Here is a 15,572-nt window from a genome sequence, read left to right as displayed (position 1 = left end):
CCCGTCCGAGGATGTGCGGCCGGACGCCCTCCCGCGCACGGGCCGTCCGTTCCCCGACAACCCCGGCCCGGCCCGCGCCGCGTGGGGTCAGACCGTGATGACGGTGGCTGTGGGCAGGTCGTGGAAGGGGGCGAGCTGGTCGGGGGTGGCGGCGGAGTCGGTGACCAGGGTCCAGGGGCGGCGCAGCGGGCCCGGAGCCCAGGCGGTGAACGGTGCCTGCCCCAGTTTGCTGCTGTCCGCCAGGATGTACACCTCCGTGGAGCGCTCCGCCATCAGCTCCTTGAGCGCCGTCTGCTGGAAACTCGCCTCGCAGATGCCGCGCGCCGCGTCGATGCCGTCCGCGCCGAGGAACACCTTGTCGGCGCTCAGCCGGGACAGTGACAGTTCGGTCAGCGGCCCGACGAACGCCTGGCTGACCTGGCGAAGCTGCCCGCCGAGGGAGATCACCTCGACGCCCGGCACCTCGTTCAGCTCGCCGAGCGCCGTCAGGGAATTGGTGACGACGGTGAGTTCGGTGTGGGCGCGCAGCTGCCGGGCCAGCAGACCGGTGGTGGTGCCGCCGTCCAGTATCACCGTGTCACCGGCGGCGACCCGGCCGGCCGCCCAGGCGGCGATCCGTCCCTTCTGCGCCACGGCCAGCGACGCGCGCTGGCCCAGCGACTGCTCCGGTACGTGCTCGGCGGTGATGGCGCCGCCGTAGGTGCGGGCGATGGTGCCGCGTTCGGTCAGCAGCGCCAGGTCGCGGCGGATGGTGGACGGGGTGACGCCGAGGGTGCGGGCCAGTTCCTCGACGGTCACGGTGCCGTCGGCGGAGACCGTACGGACGATCAGCTCCCGCCGTTCCGCGGCACGCGGGCGCGGGCGGCCAAAGGTGTGCTGGTCGGTCTCCGCCATGTCGATGTGTCCGTCCGTTTCGCTCAGCTCGCGGTGGAGGGCGCCGGGGCCAGCCGGGCGGCCTGCCGCAGCGCCTCGACGATGCTGCCCGCGTCGGCGGTGCCGGTGCCCGCGATGTCGAAGGCCGTGCCGTGGTCGACGGACGTACGGATCACCGGGAGGCCGACGGTGATGTTGACCCCGGCCTCCAGGCCGAGGATCTTCACCGGCCCGTGCCCCTGATCGTGATACATCGCCACCACCAGGTCGTAGTCGCCGCGTCCGGCGACAAAGAATACCGTGTCGGCCGGAAGCGGCCCCCGGGCGTCGATGCCGTCCGCGCGCAGCGCCTCGATGGCCGGGACGATCTTCTCGCCCTCCTCGCCGCGCCCGAACAGGCCGTTCTCGCCGGCGTGCGGGTTGATGCCGCACACCGCGATCCGGGGGTTGGGGACTCCGGAGTCGACGATGGTGCGGTGGCCGCGCCGTACGGTGCGCTCCACCAGGCCCGGGTCGATGCGCTCGATGGCGTCGATCAGCCCGATGTGGGTGGTGACGTGGATGACCTTGACCTTCTCGGTGGCCAGCATCATCGACACCTCCCCGACCCCCGTGAGGTGGGCGAGGAGTTCGGTGTGGCCGGGGAAGCGGTGGCCGGCGGCGTGCAGTGCCTCCTTGTTGAGGGGGGCGGTGCAGATGGCCTGGACCTCGCCGGTGACGGCGAGGGCGGCGGCGCGTTCGACGTAGCGGTAGGCGGCTTCGCCGGCGAGCGGGGAGAGCGTGCCGAAGGGCAGGCCGACGGGGAGGAGTCCGAGGTCGATGACGTCGATGACGCCGGGGGAGGGGTCGGCGTCGGCGGGCGAGGCGACGGTGCGCACGGTGACCGCGTCGGCGAGCCCGCAGATCCGGGCGGCTTCGGCCAGCCGGGCGGCGTCGCCGATGACGACGGGACGGCACAGGGTGTGGATCTCGGGCTCGGACAGTCCGCGCACGATGATCTCGGGGCCGACGCCGGCGCCGTCGCCCATGGTGACGGCGACGAGGGGCAGGGGGGCGGTCATGGCTTTTCCTCCGGGCTGTTGATGGTGGCCACGATGCGGCTGAGGGTGTCCGGTGCGCCGAAGCCGCCCGCCTTGGTGATGACATGACGCGGAACCGGTTCACGGGTCCGGGCGAGGACGACGGACGGGGCGGGTTCGGCGAGCAGTTCGAGGGCGTGCACGCCGGAGTGGGTGAGGACGGCGCGCGCCGTTTCGCCGCCGGTGAGGATCAGGGTTCCGGCGGCGGAGGCGGCCGGGGCGGCGATGCGTCCCAGCCGGCCGACGAGATCCCGGGCGACGGCCGTGTCCACGGGCGCGTCCGGGTCCAGGCGCAGCAGGGTGTCGCCGGTGCGCAGCAGGGCGAGCAGACGGCTCGCGAGCGGACCGGGAGGGTCGCCCAGGACGGCGGAGACCGGGAGCGTGAGGGTGTGTGGCAGGTGCGCGGCGAGCGCGTCCGCCTGGCGTCCGGAGACGCCGTGGGCGCTGCCGATCACGGCCAGCACCGGGCCGGCGGGAGAGCGGGGTCCGGCGGGGTGCCCCGGGGGCAGCGGTGCGCCGGGCCGGTGGGCGGAGGTGGTGTGGGCCTCGCTGTGGGCCAGGGGATCGGCGCGGGTTTCGAGGTGGGCCAGCGTGTGGGCCAGGGCGTGGGCCAGTCCGGCCGCGCCGGCCCAGCGGGCGGTCCCGGGCAGGGCGAGACCGGCGGCGGCGACGGCGCGCAGGTCGGCGTCCGACTCCGCGTCGCACACCGCCAGTCGCCCGCGCGCACCGCACTCGGCGAGGCGGGCGGTCAGCCGGGCGCGCGGCCCGCGCACTTCGGTCAGCGGGATCGCGGTGACCGGCAGCGGGGCCAGCGCCTGGGCCACCGAGCGGGGCGGGCCGGTGCGTTCGGCGCCCCAGGCGTCGGTGGCGTGCAGCGGCACATCGTGGACGTGCACCACCCCGTCCCGGACGGTGCGCCCGGTCCGCGGTGAGGCGGGCGCGCAGATGAGCACCCCGCCGGCGGCCGGCGCGTACGCGCGCAGCGCCTCCAGTTCGGCGGCCGGGTTGCCGCGCAGGGTGGAGTCGAGTTTTTTGAACAACCGCCGGCCCGCACCGAACCGGCACAGCACGTCCGCCACCCGGCGCCCGGCGGTGGCGGGGTCGGTGTAACGGCTGTCGGTGTCGGTGGCCAGCACCCGCGCCGTCGGCCACGCGGCGTCCGCGTGCTCCGTCCCGTCCGCGTGCTCCGCCGCGCGCAGCAAGATCTCGCTGCGCATTCCGCGCAGTGCGAAGGCGATGCCGCTGTCGGCGGCACCGCTGAGATCGTCAGCGACCAGCAAAGTCTCGCGATATTGCATAGTCGCAACCGTACCGACTCTTGCGCGTTGCGCGCAATCGTGTCACGGTTTCGCTCGCAACGCGCAAAGGAAAGGAAGCCGACGATGAAGACGGTGGAGACAGCACAACGGGCCCGGGAACCGGAAGTGGACGATCCGTACCGGCTCGACCCGGCCGATGTCCAGGAAGCGCCGACCAGCCTGCGCGGCACCCTGCGCCGCCTGGGCCCCGGCATGATCCTCTCCGCCGCCGTCGTCGGCTCCGGCGAGCTGATCACCACCACCGCCCTCGGCGCGCAGGCCGGCTTCGCCCTGCTCTGGCTGGTGATCATCAGCGCCCTGGTGAAGGTCTGGGTGCAGATCGAACTCGCCCGCTGGACGATCCTCACCGGCCGCACCGCACTCGCCGGCTACGCGCAGGTCGGTCCGAGGATCGGCCGGGTCGGCGCGATCAACTGGCTGTGGATCCTGATGGACTTCGCCAAGATGCTGCAACGCGGCGGCATCATCGGGGGCACCGCGGCGGCGTTCAGCATCCTGTTCCCCATCGGCGGCGAGGCGCTGGGCACCACGTCGCTGACCGTGTGGACCGTCATCGTCGTCGTCTCCGCCGTGGCCCTGATGTATTCCGGGCGGTACGGGCTCGTGGAGCGCGCCGCGTTCATCGCCGTCGTGCTGTTCACCCTCATCACCGTCGGCCTCGCGCTCAGCCTGCCCGGCTCCGGCTTCTCCTACAGTGGCTCCGACCTCCTGGGCGGCCTGTCGTTCGCCATCCCGGCCGGCTCGCTCGGCTTCGCCGTCGCCATGTTCGGCATCACCGGCGTGGGCGCCGACGAGATGACCACCTACACCTACTGGTGCCTGGAGAAGGGTTACGCCCGCTGGACCGGCCCCGACGACGGCACCGAGGAGCGGGCGCGGCGCGCCGAGGGCTGGATCCGGGTGATGCGCATCGACGCGCTGATCGCCTGGGGCGTGTGCACCGTGTGCACGCTGTCCTTCTACATCATCGGCGCCGCCATCCTGCACCCGCAGGACCTCGTGCCCAAGGGCAACGAGATGATCACCACCCTTTCCCGTCTTTACACCGATACGCTCGGCGAGTGGTCGCACTACTTCTTCCTCGTCGGCGCGATCGCGGTGCTCTACTCCACCCTCATCGGGTCGACCGCCAGCGTCCCGCGGCTGTGGACCAACACCCTCGGGCTGCTCGGTGTCATCGACTGGAACGACCCCAGGGTCCGGCGCCGCACCGTCCGCGCCCTCACCGTCGCGCTGCCGCCGCTGTGGGGCGCCTCGTACCTGTGGATCCAGTCCCCCGTGCTGATGGTGCAGATCGGCGGCATCGCCGGGGGGATCTTCCTGGTGGCCGTCGTCATCGCCGCCTGGACACTGCGATACCAGGACGTCCCGCACCGCTTCCGCCGCAGCAGGAAGCTCACCACCGCGCTCGTGCTGAGCAGCGTCGCCATCGGCGCGCTCGGCGTCTACTCCATCCTTGAGGTCCTCGGCCTCGGCATCGGAGGCTGATCCCCCTCATGTCCACCGCTCTCATCACCACCCCCAGCTTCGGCCAGCACTCCCGGCGGCCCTGGGAAACCCTGGCCCGGGCGGGTGTGACCACCCACGTCCCGCCGTACGCCCACCCGCTGACCGGGGAACAACTGGCGGAACAGCTGCGGGACACCGGCGCCCGCGCGCTGATCACCGGGCTCGACCCGGTCACGGCACGGGTCCTGGACGCGGCCCCCCGACTGCGCGTGATCGCCAAACACGGCGTCGGCACCGACAACATCGACCTCGCGGCGGCCCGCGGCCGCGGCATCCGGGTCGTCAACGCGCCCGGCACCAACACCGGCGCGGTCGCCGATCTGACCTTCGCGCTGCTGCTGGCCACCGTGCGGCAGATCGTGCCCGGCCACACCTCGGTGACCTCCGGCGGCTGGGGACGGTACTTCGGCCCCGAACTGGCCGGCCGCACCCTGGGCATCATCGGCTACGGGCGCATCGGCCAGGCCGTCGCCCGCCGGGCGCGCGGCTTCGACATGCGCGTCCTGGCGTACGACCCCTATCTGCCCACCGGCGAGGCCCTCATCGACCTGCCCGGTCTGCTCGCCGCAGCCGACATCGTCACCCTGCACCTGCCGATGCCCGCCGACGGCCACCCCGTCCTGGACCGCGCGGCGCTCACGGCCCTGCGCCCCGGCGCGTACGTCATCAACACGGCCCGCGGCGGGCTCATCGACGAGACGGCGCTCGCCGAACTGCTGCACAGCGGCCACCTGGCGGGCGCCGGCCTGGACGTCTACACCACCGAACCGCCCGGACCGGCGGGCAACCCGCTCGTCACCGCCCCGAACACCGTCCTCACCCCGCACTGCGGCGCCTTCAGCCACCAGGCGAACGAGGCCATGGGCACCACGGTGGCCGCCGATGTCGTCCGCGTCCTGCGCGGCGAGGACCCCGCCCACCCCGTTCACTAGAAGGAGCCCCGCTTATGTCCGCTGAACTGGTACTCGGCACCATGACCTTCGGCGACACCGTCGACGCGGCCGGCGCCGCCGCCATGCTCGACCTCGCCGAGGAAGCCGGCATCACCATGCTGGACACCGCCAACGTGTACGCGGGCGGCGCCTGCGAGGAGATCCTGGGCGAACTGCTGGCGGGCGGCGGGCGCCGCGACCGGTTCCGGATCGCCTCCAAGGCGGGCATGCCGCACGAGGACGCCGCCGGCGCCGCCCCGCTGTCGGCCGGCGCGCTGCGCCGCAGCGTCGAGGGCAGCCTGCGGCGGCTGCGCACCGACCGCCTCGACCTCTTCTACCTGCACCAGCCGGACCGGGACACGGAGATCGTCGAGACCCTGGACACCCTCGCCGCACTGGCGGCGGAGGGGCTCATCCGGGAGGTCGGTGTCTCCAACTACCCCGCCTGGCGCATCGCCGAACTGCGCGCCGAGGCACGGCTGCGCGGCGCCCCGGTCCCGGCGGTCTCGCAGTCGCTGTACAACCTCATCGCGCGGCGCGTCGAGGAGGAGTACGCGGAGTACGCGGCCTCGGCCGGGATCTCCACCATCGTGTACAACCCGCTGGGCGGCGGGCTGCTGACCGGGCGGCACCGGTTCGAGGAGCCGCCGGAGCACGGCCGGTTCGGGGACTCGCGGCTGGCGGCGATGTACCGCGAGCGCTACTGGGACCGCCAGTTGTTCGCCGCCGTCACCGAACTGACGGTGGTCGCGGACGGTCTCGGCGTCCCGCTGCCCGAACTGGCGCTGCGCTGGCTGATGGACCGGCCGCTGGTGAACGGGGTCCTCGTCGGCTCCTCCACGCTCGGCCACCTGCGCGCCAACATCACGGCTGCCAGGCGCGGCCCGCTGCCGGCCGAGGCCCTCGACCGCATCGACGCCGTGTGGCAGACCTTGCGCGGCCCGGCCCCCGCGTACCACCGCTGACCGGCCGACCCCTGACCGGCCGACGCCTGACCGGCCGACCCCTGAGCCGCTGACCCCGAGAGGAACGGACCCCTGATGACCGTGGAGAACTTCGCCGCCCGGATACGCGCCCGCGAGCCGATGACCGGCTACTGGGTGGTCCTGGACAACCCCGTCGGCACCGAGCGGATCGCCGGGCAGGGCTGGGACTACGTGTGCGTGGACGCGCAGCACGGGCTGCTCGACTACAAAGGCATCCTCGGCTCACTGACCGCCATCGACGCGCGCGGGACGGCGGCCGGCATGGTACGGGTGCCGGCGAACGACCCGTTCTGGATCGGGCAGTCGCTGGACGCGGGCGCACGCGGCGTCATCGTCCCGATGGTCAACACGGCGGAGCAGGCGGCGGCGGCCGTCAGCGCCTGCCGGTACCCGCCGCACGGGGTGCGCTCGTACGGGCCGATGCGCTCGATGCTGCGGATCGGCCCCGCCCCGGCGGTGGCCGACCGCGAGGTGGCGTGCATCGTGATGGTCGAGACGCGGGAGGCACTGGCCAACGTCACGGAGATCTGCGCGACCGACGGGGTCGACGCGGTGTACATCGGCCCCTCGGACCTGACGATCGCGCTGGGCGGGGCGACCTCGACCGACCCGGCGGTGAGCGAGGAATTCGAGGCGGCGCTCGCCGTGGTGGCCGAAGCGGCGCGGGCGGCGGGCATCGGGGCGGGCATCCACACCCCCTCGGGCGAGGCGGCGGCCCGCCGGCTGGCGCAGGGCTTCAGCTTCGCCACGGTGGCGTGCGACCTGAACCACCTGGAACAGGCGGCGGCCGCGCACTTGGCGGCGGCGCGCGGTTGACGGGACGCGGGCGGGGCTGAGGGCTGGTGACGGGGCCGGTGGCGGGGCGGTCGGTCCAGGATGATCCCCGCACGGCAGGGCTCGCGGTGCCACCGCGGCCGGAGCGGACAGCGATGGTTCTGCGCGGCCTGCCGCATCTCGTCCGGGTTGGGCCGGCCCCTCGCGCCACCGCCGATTGTCAGTGGCTGCCGCTAGGTTTCTGGACGCCGGATCACGTAGGCACGTAAGCCGGCGCACCGGCCCGTCGGGGGGCGGGCCGGACCGGCGTTGGGTCAGCGCGGCGTCGTCGGCGGGCGGCGGGTGGGTCGCCGGAGGGAAGAACGCGCCTTTGGCCGTGCAACCCGGCACGGCTCCGCTCCGTACTTCCTTTGTGCGAGGGGCAGTCGGCCCCTGCCGCGTGGTTCGGTTGGAGTGGTGTGATGAACGTTCGCAAGCAGCGGATGCGTCGGGTGCTGGTCGGTCTCGCCGCCGGGGGAGCCCTGGCCGTGGCCGGGTGGGGCGTGGCCTCGGCCTCGCCCGCCGACAGGCCCGCGCCGTCGCCCGAGCTGGAGGCCCTGGACGAGGCGCCGGCCGAGCCCGCGCCCGTGGCCGAGCCCGCGCCCGTGGACGAGCCCGCCGAGGCGCCGCGGGACGAGGCGCCGGCACCGGCCCCCGAGATCGCGCCGGTGCCCGATGCGGACGGGATCGCCGAGGCTGGGGAGGCCGCCGAGGCGTGTCCGCCGGAGGACGAGCTGGTGGCGGTGGACGAGGGGTCCGTGCCGCCGGTCGACGAGGGGTTCGTGCCGGCCCCGGCGCCCGCCGGCTGAGCCGTCCCGCTACCGTCCCGCGCCCAGCGCCCGGTTGATGGCCGTCGCCCAGCCGCTGGCGGCCGTACTGAGCCGCGGGCGCGGGACGAGCGGCACCGTGCGGGCGTTGAACTGCACCAGCATGAGTTCGTCGCCGGTACGCACCGGGCCGTCCCCGCGCACCACGCGCGGCCAGCACAGCGCCTCGCCCGGCGCCAGCTCCGTCACCGGCGGGCTGCCGGCGAGCGGGCGCGGGCCGTGCGGCGTCAGCCGGTACCGGCCGGGGCTCGGCAGGTCCGGGCCGAGGCTGGCCGCGCGCCGCGCGTGCACCAGGATCTGGCTCAGCGGCGGGAGATCGCCGTGCACCGCGCGGGAGGCGGGCAGGGCGGGCAGCAGCTGGGCCAGGATGTGCAGCCCCAGGACGGGCAGCAGTCCGGCGGCCCGCTCGGCGGCGTGGGTGAGGGAGACCGCCGTCTGGAAGCCGGGGTTGATCTCCACCGCCAGCACCCGGCCGTCCTCGGCGACCAGGTCGAGCCCGAACACGCCCCGGTAGCCGCGCCCGCGCAGCACCTCGCCGACCCGGTGCGCGGCGTCCCGGGCCGCCGCGTGCACCCCCGGCGGCAGGTCGGCGGGCCCGGCCAGCTGGCCGCCGCACGGGGTGCCCCAGTGCGGGGTCAGCTCCGGCAGCCCCACCAACTGGTGGGAGACGGCGGAGACCACGGTGCGGTCGCCTCCGGCGCAGCCCGTGACGGTGAGCGGCAGACCGGGCACCAGCCGGCTGAGTTTGAGGCGGTGGCCCTCCCACACGCACAGCGCCCGGGTCAGTTCGGGGCGGCTGGTGACGCGGACGGTGCCCCGGCCGCGCAGGGTGTTCTCGCGGCGCTGGAGGACGGCCTGTTTCCAGGGGGCGGGCCAGTACGCGGCGGTGCCGCGGCGGCCGGTGGCGGGGACGAGGACGTGTTCGGGCACGGGGACGCCGGCCTCGGCCAGCAGGGCCAGCGCGTCGATCTTGTCCCCGGCGGTGGCGGTGATGCCGGCGGCGGGGGAGAGCAGCCGGTGCCCGTGGGACCGGGCCCACTCGGCGGCCCGGGGGCCGTGTTCAGGGCCGGGGGCGAGGGCCACCCGGCGGCCGGTTCCTGCGCCGGCCACGGGGTCCGCCGTCTCCCGCGCGGTCTGCCGGGGGAGGACGGCGGGCCGCAGCCAGCGCCCGGTGTCCTCGGTCCCGAAGGCGTGGCTGAGGTAGGGGGAGCGGTCCAGCCAGACGGCCTCGTCGACGAGTTCCCTCAGCAGGGCGAGCCCCGTGTCGGCCGGTACGCCCTCCAGGACGGTCTGTCGCATCGGTCCGGCCACCCCTCTCCCGTCCCCGCCCGGTCAGCGGCCTCACGAATGTAGGCACGCCGCGCCCACCGCCCGGGTCTGTCCCGGAACTTCCCGCGACAAACACCTCGTTCGGATGATTCAGTGGCCCTGCGCCGCCGGAGAACGGGTACGTCTGTTCGATCTCCGGTGCGTCGGGGCGGGGTTGCTCTCGCCGCGTCCGGCGGGACGACGCACACCGTGACCGATTCGTCACGGTGTGGAGGGTGATCTTCGGGGCCCGTTCACGTTTTTTCTTCGTCCTTCCCCGGTCTCGTGCTAGCCTCGGAAACTGGTTGCAGTTGTGGTTCCCAGACGTGAAATGCTCCTGTCGCTTTCCGGGGTCGTTACTCTCGGACCGGTGGGAGTTTTTTTGTTTTTCCGGTTTTCCTCCGGTGGGGCAATCATCGCGGCGACACGCAGCCCGCAAGGTGCGGGTTTCGGTACTGCCCCGAAGGAGATATGACATGGCCAGTGGCACTGTGAAGTGGTTCAACTCGGAAAAGGGCTTCGGCTTCATCGAGCAGGAGGGTGGCGGCCCCGACGTCTTCGCCCACTACTCGAACATCGCCACCCAGGGTTTCCGTGAGCTCCAGGAAGGCCAGAAGGTGACCTTCGACGTCGTGCAGGGCCAGAAGGGCCCGCAGGCGGAGAACATCGTCCCCGCCTGATCCTGAGGCGCTCACGCACCTTTGAATCACGCGTGAAGGCCGGGCCCCGCATCCCAGGGATGCGGGGCCCGGCCCTTTGTCATGCGTGGGTGCCCGAGAGCGGGCGCCCGGCGGCCCGGACGGCTCGTGGGCGCCCGGTCTCAGGCCGTCGCCGCCCGGGGCGCCGGGGGCAGCAGGTGCTGGGGGAGTTCGGCCGGGGTGAAGGCGTGTTCCACCACCATCGCGGCCGCCCCGTACACCCCGGCCCGTTCGCCGGCCGCCGACTGGACGATGCGCAGGTCCTGGGTCGCCAGCGGCAGTGACCGCTGGTAGACGACCTCCCGGATGCCGGCCACCAGGTGTTCGCCGGCCTGGGAGAGCGCCCCGCCGATCACGATCCCGGACGGGTTGAACAGGCTCACCGCCGTCGCCAGGACCTCCCCGATGTGCCGTCCGGCCTGCCGGATCAGCTTCAGGGTGGTCACCGACCCGTTGCGCGCCTGGGCCACCACATCGGCGCTGCTGAGCGCGGGCATCCCCAGCTCGGTCAGTTTCGCCGCGAGGGCCGCCCCGCTGGCCAGCGCCTCCAGGCAGCCGGTGTTGCCGCACCGGCACGGGACGTCCGCCTCGTTGGGCAGCTGCACATGGCCCATGTCGCCGGCCACGCCCTGGGACCCCCGGTGCAGCCGTCCGTCGGCGATCAGCCCGCTGCCGATGCCGGTGGCGATCTTGACGTAGATCATGTGCTGCCACTCGGGCCACTGGGTGCGGTGCTCGCCGAGCGCCATCAGGTTGACGTCGTTGTCGACCAGCGCCCGGGTACCGAGCAGGTCGGCCACGTACGCCGGTACGTCGAAGCCGTCCCAGCCGGGCATGATCGGCGGATTGGTCGGCTTGCCCGAGGCGTGTTCGACCGGCCCCGGCAGGCCGATGCCGATGCCGAGCAGGTCGCCGCGGTCCCGGCCCGCCCGGCCGAGCAGGGCCTCGCCGTGTTCGCTGACCTGCTTGAGCACGGTCTCGGGCCCGGCCGCGATCTCCAGGGTGAGGTCTTCCTCGGCCAGCACGGCCCCCGCCATGTCGGTGATCGCCGTCTTGGCGTGGGTGGCGCCGACGTCGGCGGCCAGGACGACCCGCGAGGACGGGTTGAAGACGAAGGTCGACGGCGGCCGGCCGCCGGTCGAGCGGGCGTTGTCGGTCTGGGTCAGCAGCCCCGAGGTGAGCAGGGTGTCCACGCGTTCGGCGACGGCCGAGCGGCCCATGCCGGTCTCCGCGACGAGTTCGGCCCGGGTGCGCGGGCGGCCGTCACGTACCAGCCGCAGCAGTGTGGCGGCTCCCGCCGCCTGCCCGGCCGATGGCAGGCCGTCTTCCGCCTCCGCCATGGTGAGCCCTGCCCTTCTGTCGACTGCGGACCGTAAGCGCATGATTCACGATACAACGCACCGGGCTTACGTCTTGTACCACCCGATCTTCTCGCACAAACTGCTGCACTTTCTATTGACTCCCGGCAAAAGCCTCCCTACGTTGACGGCCATGACAGGCCCACCGAAGGCGTCCGGCCCGTCCCCGGAGCAGCCACAGCACCAGGCACCGGTCACGGACGCAGGCGAACCGCTGCTGGCGATGCACGGCATCGTCAAGCACTTCCCGGGCGTCCGCGCCCTCGACGGCATCGACCTGGACGTTCTCCCCGGCGAGGTGCACTGCCTCCTCGGCCAGAACGGCGCCGGCAAGTCCACCCTCATCAAGGTGCTCGCCGGAGCGCACCAGCCGGACACCGGCCGCATCCTGTGGCAGGGCGAGGAGGTCCGCTTCCCGCGTCCGCAGGCGGCGCTGGAGCGCGGCATCGCGACGATCTACCAGGAACTCGACCTGGTGGACGGCCTGTCGGTGGCGGAGAACATCTACCTCGGGCACGAGCGCGCCGCCTTCGGCTTCACCGCCCGCCGGGAGATCACCACGGCCACCGCCGAGCTGCTCAAGCGGCTGGGCCACCCGGAGATGTCACCGAACACCGAGGTCGGCGCGCTCTCGGCGGCCGGGAAGCAGATCGTCTCGATGGCCAGGGCCCTGTCGCACGACGCCCGCCTGATCATCATGGACGAGCCCTCCGCCGTCCTGGACCAGGAGGAGGTCGGCCGGCTGTTCACCGTCGTCGCCGACCTGGCCGCCCAGGGCATCGCGATCATCTACATCTCGCACCGCCTGGAGGAGATCCGGCGCATCGGCGACCGCATCACCGTCCTCAAGGACGGCCGCACCGTCGCCACCGGGCTCCCGGCCGCCGACACCCCGACCTCGGAGATCATCCGGCTGATGACCGGACGCTCCATCGAGTACGTCTTCCCGGACCGCCCCGGCGTGCGCGAGAGCGAGGAGCCGGTGCTGGAGGTGGAGAACCTCTCCCGTCCCGGCGAGTTCTCCGACGTGGGCTTCGCCGTGCGCCCCGGGGAGATCCTGGGCCTGGCCGGTCTGGTCGGCTCCGGCCGCTCCGAAATCCTGGAAACCGTCTACGGCGCCCGCAAGTCCGCCACCGGAACGGTCCGGGTCGGCGGCGAGAAGGTGCGCCCGGGACGGGTCGGCTCCGCCATGGCGGCCGGCATCGGCTTCTGTCCCGAGGAGCGCAAGAGCCAGGCGCTCATCCTGTCGGACGCCGTCTACCGCAACATCACCCTCGCCTCCCTCGCCCGCTTCCAGCGCGCCGGGTTCCTGGACAGCGGCAGCGAGCAGGAGGCCGCCGCCGAGCACACCGAGGCGCTGGACGTGCGCCCGGCCGGAGTGACCCGGCCGGTGGGCAACCTCTCCGGCGGCAACCAGCAGAAGGTGGTGCTCGCCCGCTGGCTCCTGCGCGGCTGCCGCGTGCTGCTGCTGGACGAGCCCAGCCGGGGCGTGGACGTCGGCGCCCGGACCGAGATCTACGCCCTCATCCGTGAACTGTCGGCCCAGGGCATCGCCGTGGTGGTCGTCTCCAGCGAGATCGAAGAGGTCATCGGACTCTCCGACCGGGTGCTGGTGATAGCGGACGGGCGGATCGTCGCCGAGGCGGCCGCCGATGACATCGACGAGCACCGCGTGCTCGACCTCGTAATGGAAGGTGATGCGGCGTGACCGCGCAGACCCACGCCCAACAGGCGCCGGACGGCGCCGCGCCCCCGGCCCCGCCCAGCGGGAAGACCCGGATCGGCGCCCTGCTCGGCAGCTCCGCCGGACGCAATCTCGGCCTGGTCGTCGCCCTGCTGGTGCTGTGCGTGATCGGCCTGGCGACGGTCGGCGACCGGTTCGGCTCCTTCGACAACATGATGACGATCCTGCGGGCGGCGTCGATCATCGGTGTGATCAGCGTCGGCATGACGTTCGTCATCACCGGCGGCGGCATCGACCTGTCGGTGGGCGCCCTGGTGGGGCTGGCCTCGGTCTGGGCCACCACGCTCGCCACCCAGCAGATGGCGGCCGACTTCCACTGGATCGTGATCGTGACCACCGCGCTGCTGGTGGGCGCCACTGCCGGTCTCGTCAACGGCCTGTTGATCGCGTACGGGAAGATGGCGCCGTTCATCGTCACCCTCGCGATGATGGCCGCGGCCCGCGGTCTCGCCGAGCTCATCTCGGACAAGAAGACCCAGGTGCTCACCGAGCGCGGCCTGATCGACTTCTTCGGTGGCAAGGTGCTGGGCGTCCCGGTGCTCGTCATCATCTTCGCGCTGGTGGCGGTGGGCGGCTGGGTGCTGCTCAACCGCACCACCTTCGGCCGCCGCACTCTCGCGGTCGGCGGCAACCCGGAGGCCGCCCGGCTGGCCGGGATCGATGTCCGGCGCCACACCACGATCCTCTATGTCCTGCTCGGTCTGGCCTGCGGTCTGGCCGCGGTGATGATCCTGGCCCGCACGACGGCCGGCACCTCGACCCACGGCGGGCTGTACGAACTCGACGCCATCGCCGCCGTGGTGATCGGTGGCACGCTGCTCAGCGGCGGACGGGGAACAGTCGTCGGCACCGTCTTCGGGGTGCTGATCTTCGTGACGCTGACCAATGTGTTCGTGCTCAACAACCTTGACACCTCGACCCAGATGGTCGCCAAGGGCGCGATCATCGTCGTCGCCGTGCTGCTCCAGCAGCGGGTGGCCTCCCGGGGCAGTACGCCCTAGCGACGCGGTTTCCCCCGCGCCACGCGCACCACCCGTACCACCCGCTTTGCCTGTCCTCACCTCTCTCTCGCTCGGAGACAGTCATGTCCATGCCCAGAAAAGCCGCTCTGGCCTGTGCCGCCCTCGCCACCGCCGGCCTGCTGGCCTCCTGCACCAGCAACTCCACCGACACCGGCGACGGCGACGGCGGTTCCACCACCGTCAGCTCCAACGACGACCCCGGCGAGAACGTCGTCATCGGCTTCTCGGGGCCGCAGGCCGACCACGGCTGGCTGGCCGCCATCAACACCTTCGCCGAAGAGGCCGCCGCCCAGTACGAGGACGTCGAACTGCGGGTCGCCGAGGGCACCAACGACCCCAGCGCCCAGATCAGCCACATCGAGACGTTCATCAACGACAAGGTGGACGCCATCGTCCTGCTGCCCACCGACGGCGCCGCCCTGACCGAGGTGGCCACCCAGGCGATGGAGGCCGGTATCCCGGTCGTCAACGTGGACCGCGAGTTCTCCGACGAGGCCGCCGCGCGTCTCACCCTCCTCGGTGACAACTACGGCATGGGCGTCTCCGCCGGCGAGTACGCCTGCGGACTCATCGCCGAACACAACCTGGGCAACGACGCCGTCATCGCCGAGATCGCCGGCATCGACTCGCTCCCGCTCACCCAGGAACGCTCCCAGGGCTTCGCCGACGCCCTCGCCCACTGCGGCCAGGACGTGGACAACCGCGTCGCCGCCGAGTTCACCGTCGATTCGGGGGAGCGCGTCGCCTCCAACCTGCTCCAGGCGGCGCCCGAGATCGACATCATCTGGAACCACGACGACGACCAGGGCGTCGGCGTCAAGGCCGCCTTCGACAACGCCGAGCGCGACGAGTTCTTCTTCATCGGCGGCGCCGGCTCCGCCAACGCCATGCGCTGGATCGAGGCCGGCGAGATGGAGGCCACCGTCATCTACCCGGCCACCCAGGCCGGCGACGGCATCAAGCTCGCCCGTCTCATCGCCCAGAACCGCGGCCTGTCCGACCTCGTCCAGATCGAAGTCCCGCGCCGCATCGTGCTCGACGCCCCCGTCGTGACGGCCGACAACCTCGACCAGTACACCCCGATGGGTTTCGAGTCCTAAGGAA

General features: G+C 72.7%; 14 protein-coding genes. 9 read left to right on the top strand and 5 right to left on the bottom strand.

Annotated elements, in window-relative coordinates; translation table 11 throughout:
* Window positions 1-87: 87 nt before the first annotated feature.
* Genes SXIM_RS12580 through SXIM_RS12570 form a run of 3 tightly spaced genes read right to left on the bottom strand, consistent with a single transcriptional unit; the run spans window position 88 to window position 3,250 of the window.
* Window positions 88-894 carry a DeoR/GlpR family DNA-binding transcription regulator gene (locus SXIM_RS12580; protein ID WP_030732235.1) on the bottom strand — a complete coding sequence of 269 codons (807 nt, stop codon included), beginning with the start codon at window positions 892-894 and terminating at the stop codon, window positions 88-90.
* 23 nt (window positions 895-917) lie between these two features.
* On the bottom strand, window positions 918-1,934 hold the full coding sequence (pdxA, locus tag SXIM_RS12575; protein ID WP_030732232.1) for a 4-hydroxythreonine-4-phosphate dehydrogenase PdxA: 1,017 nt from the start codon (window positions 1,932-1,934) through the stop codon (window positions 918-920).
* Window positions 1,931-3,250: a four-carbon acid sugar kinase family protein gene (locus SXIM_RS12570; protein WP_078635466.1), complete on the bottom strand. Its 1,320-nt coding sequence runs from the start codon at window positions 3,248-3,250 to the stop codon at window positions 1,931-1,933. The genes pdxA and SXIM_RS12570 overlap by 4 nt, the downstream gene beginning before the upstream one ends.
* 84 nt (window positions 3,251-3,334) lie before the next feature.
* On the opposite strand from SXIM_RS12570, the gene SXIM_RS12565 reads away from it, so the two are divergent.
* The 5 genes from SXIM_RS12565 to SXIM_RS12545 all read left to right on the top strand — a co-directional run bounded on the left by SXIM_RS12565 (window position 3,335) and on the right by SXIM_RS12545 (window position 8,320).
* Window positions 3,335-4,759: an Nramp family divalent metal transporter gene (locus SXIM_RS12565; RefSeq protein WP_078635464.1), complete on the top strand. Its 1,425-nt coding sequence runs from the start codon at window positions 3,335-3,337 to the stop codon at window positions 4,757-4,759.
* Window positions 4,760-4,767: 8 nt separating this feature from the next.
* Window positions 4,768-5,712 (top strand): phosphoglycerate dehydrogenase, encoded by a 945-nt coding sequence (locus SXIM_RS12560; protein ID WP_030732226.1) that lies wholly within the window; start codon window positions 4,768-4,770, stop codon window positions 5,710-5,712.
* 14 nt (window positions 5,713-5,726) lie between these two features.
* On the top strand, window positions 5,727-6,677 hold the full coding sequence (locus SXIM_RS12555) for an aldo/keto reductase (RefSeq protein ID WP_030732225.1): 951 nt from the start codon (window positions 5,727-5,729) through the stop codon (window positions 6,675-6,677).
* A gap of 75 nt (window positions 6,678-6,752) precedes the next feature.
* Window positions 6,753-7,514 (top strand): HpcH/HpaI aldolase family protein, encoded by a 762-nt coding sequence (locus tag SXIM_RS12550; protein WP_030732223.1) that lies wholly within the window; start codon window positions 6,753-6,755, stop codon window positions 7,512-7,514.
* Between the two features lie 419 nt (window positions 7,515-7,933).
* Window positions 7,934-8,320: a hypothetical protein gene (locus SXIM_RS12545; protein ID WP_148236106.1), complete on the top strand. Its 387-nt coding sequence runs from the start codon at window positions 7,934-7,936 to the stop codon at window positions 8,318-8,320.
* A gap of 9 nt (window positions 8,321-8,329) precedes the next feature.
* On the opposite strand, the gene SXIM_RS12540 is transcribed toward SXIM_RS12545, so the two are convergent.
* Window positions 8,330-9,637 (bottom strand): ATP-grasp domain-containing protein, encoded by a 1,308-nt coding sequence (locus SXIM_RS12540; RefSeq protein ID WP_046724005.1) that lies wholly within the window; start codon window positions 9,635-9,637, stop codon window positions 8,330-8,332.
* 485 nt (window positions 9,638-10,122) lie between these two features.
* On the opposite strand from SXIM_RS12540, the gene SXIM_RS12535 reads away from it, so the two are divergent.
* The gene (locus SXIM_RS12535; protein WP_019434089.1) at window positions 10,123-10,326 is read left to right on the top strand and encodes a cold-shock protein; all 204 of its coding nucleotides are present in this window, start codon (window positions 10,123-10,125) and stop codon (window positions 10,324-10,326) included.
* Window positions 10,327-10,466: 140 nt separating this feature from the next.
* Here the strand turns inward: SXIM_RS12535 and SXIM_RS12530 are convergent, their stop codons facing one another.
* Window positions 10,467-11,684 carry an ROK family transcriptional regulator gene (locus SXIM_RS12530; RefSeq protein WP_030732215.1) on the bottom strand — a complete coding sequence of 406 codons (1,218 nt, stop codon included), beginning with the start codon at window positions 11,682-11,684 and terminating at the stop codon, window positions 10,467-10,469.
* Window positions 11,685-11,925: 241 nt separating this feature from the next.
* Here SXIM_RS12530 and SXIM_RS12525 point away from each other — a divergent pair, with 241 nt between their 5' ends.
* The 3 genes from SXIM_RS12525 to SXIM_RS12515 all read left to right on the top strand — a co-directional run bounded on the left by SXIM_RS12525 (window position 11,926) and on the right by SXIM_RS12515 (window position 15,568).
* Complete coding sequence (locus tag SXIM_RS12525) at window positions 11,926-13,410, top strand: sugar ABC transporter ATP-binding protein (protein WP_030732212.1); 1,485 nt, start codon at window positions 11,926-11,928, stop codon at window positions 13,408-13,410.
* On the top strand, window positions 13,407-14,447 hold the full coding sequence (locus SXIM_RS12520; RefSeq protein ID WP_046724003.1) for an ABC transporter permease: 1,041 nt from the start codon (window positions 13,407-13,409) through the stop codon (window positions 14,445-14,447). The genes SXIM_RS12525 and SXIM_RS12520 overlap by 4 nt, the downstream gene beginning before the upstream one ends.
* Before the next feature lie 89 nt (window positions 14,448-14,536).
* On the top strand, window positions 14,537-15,568 hold the full coding sequence (locus tag SXIM_RS12515) for a substrate-binding domain-containing protein (RefSeq protein ID WP_078635535.1): 1,032 nt from the start codon (window positions 14,537-14,539) through the stop codon (window positions 15,566-15,568).
* Window positions 15,569-15,572: the final 4 nt, after the last annotated feature.

Source organism: Streptomyces xiamenensis, assembly GCF_000993785.3.
In the GTDB taxonomy this organism is placed as follows: Bacteria; Actinomycetota; Actinomycetes; order Streptomycetales; family Streptomycetaceae; genus Streptomyces; species Streptomyces xiamenensis.
The sequence above is the reverse complement of the archived record's forward strand: the minus strand, read 5'-3'. Positions and strand labels throughout refer to the sequence as shown.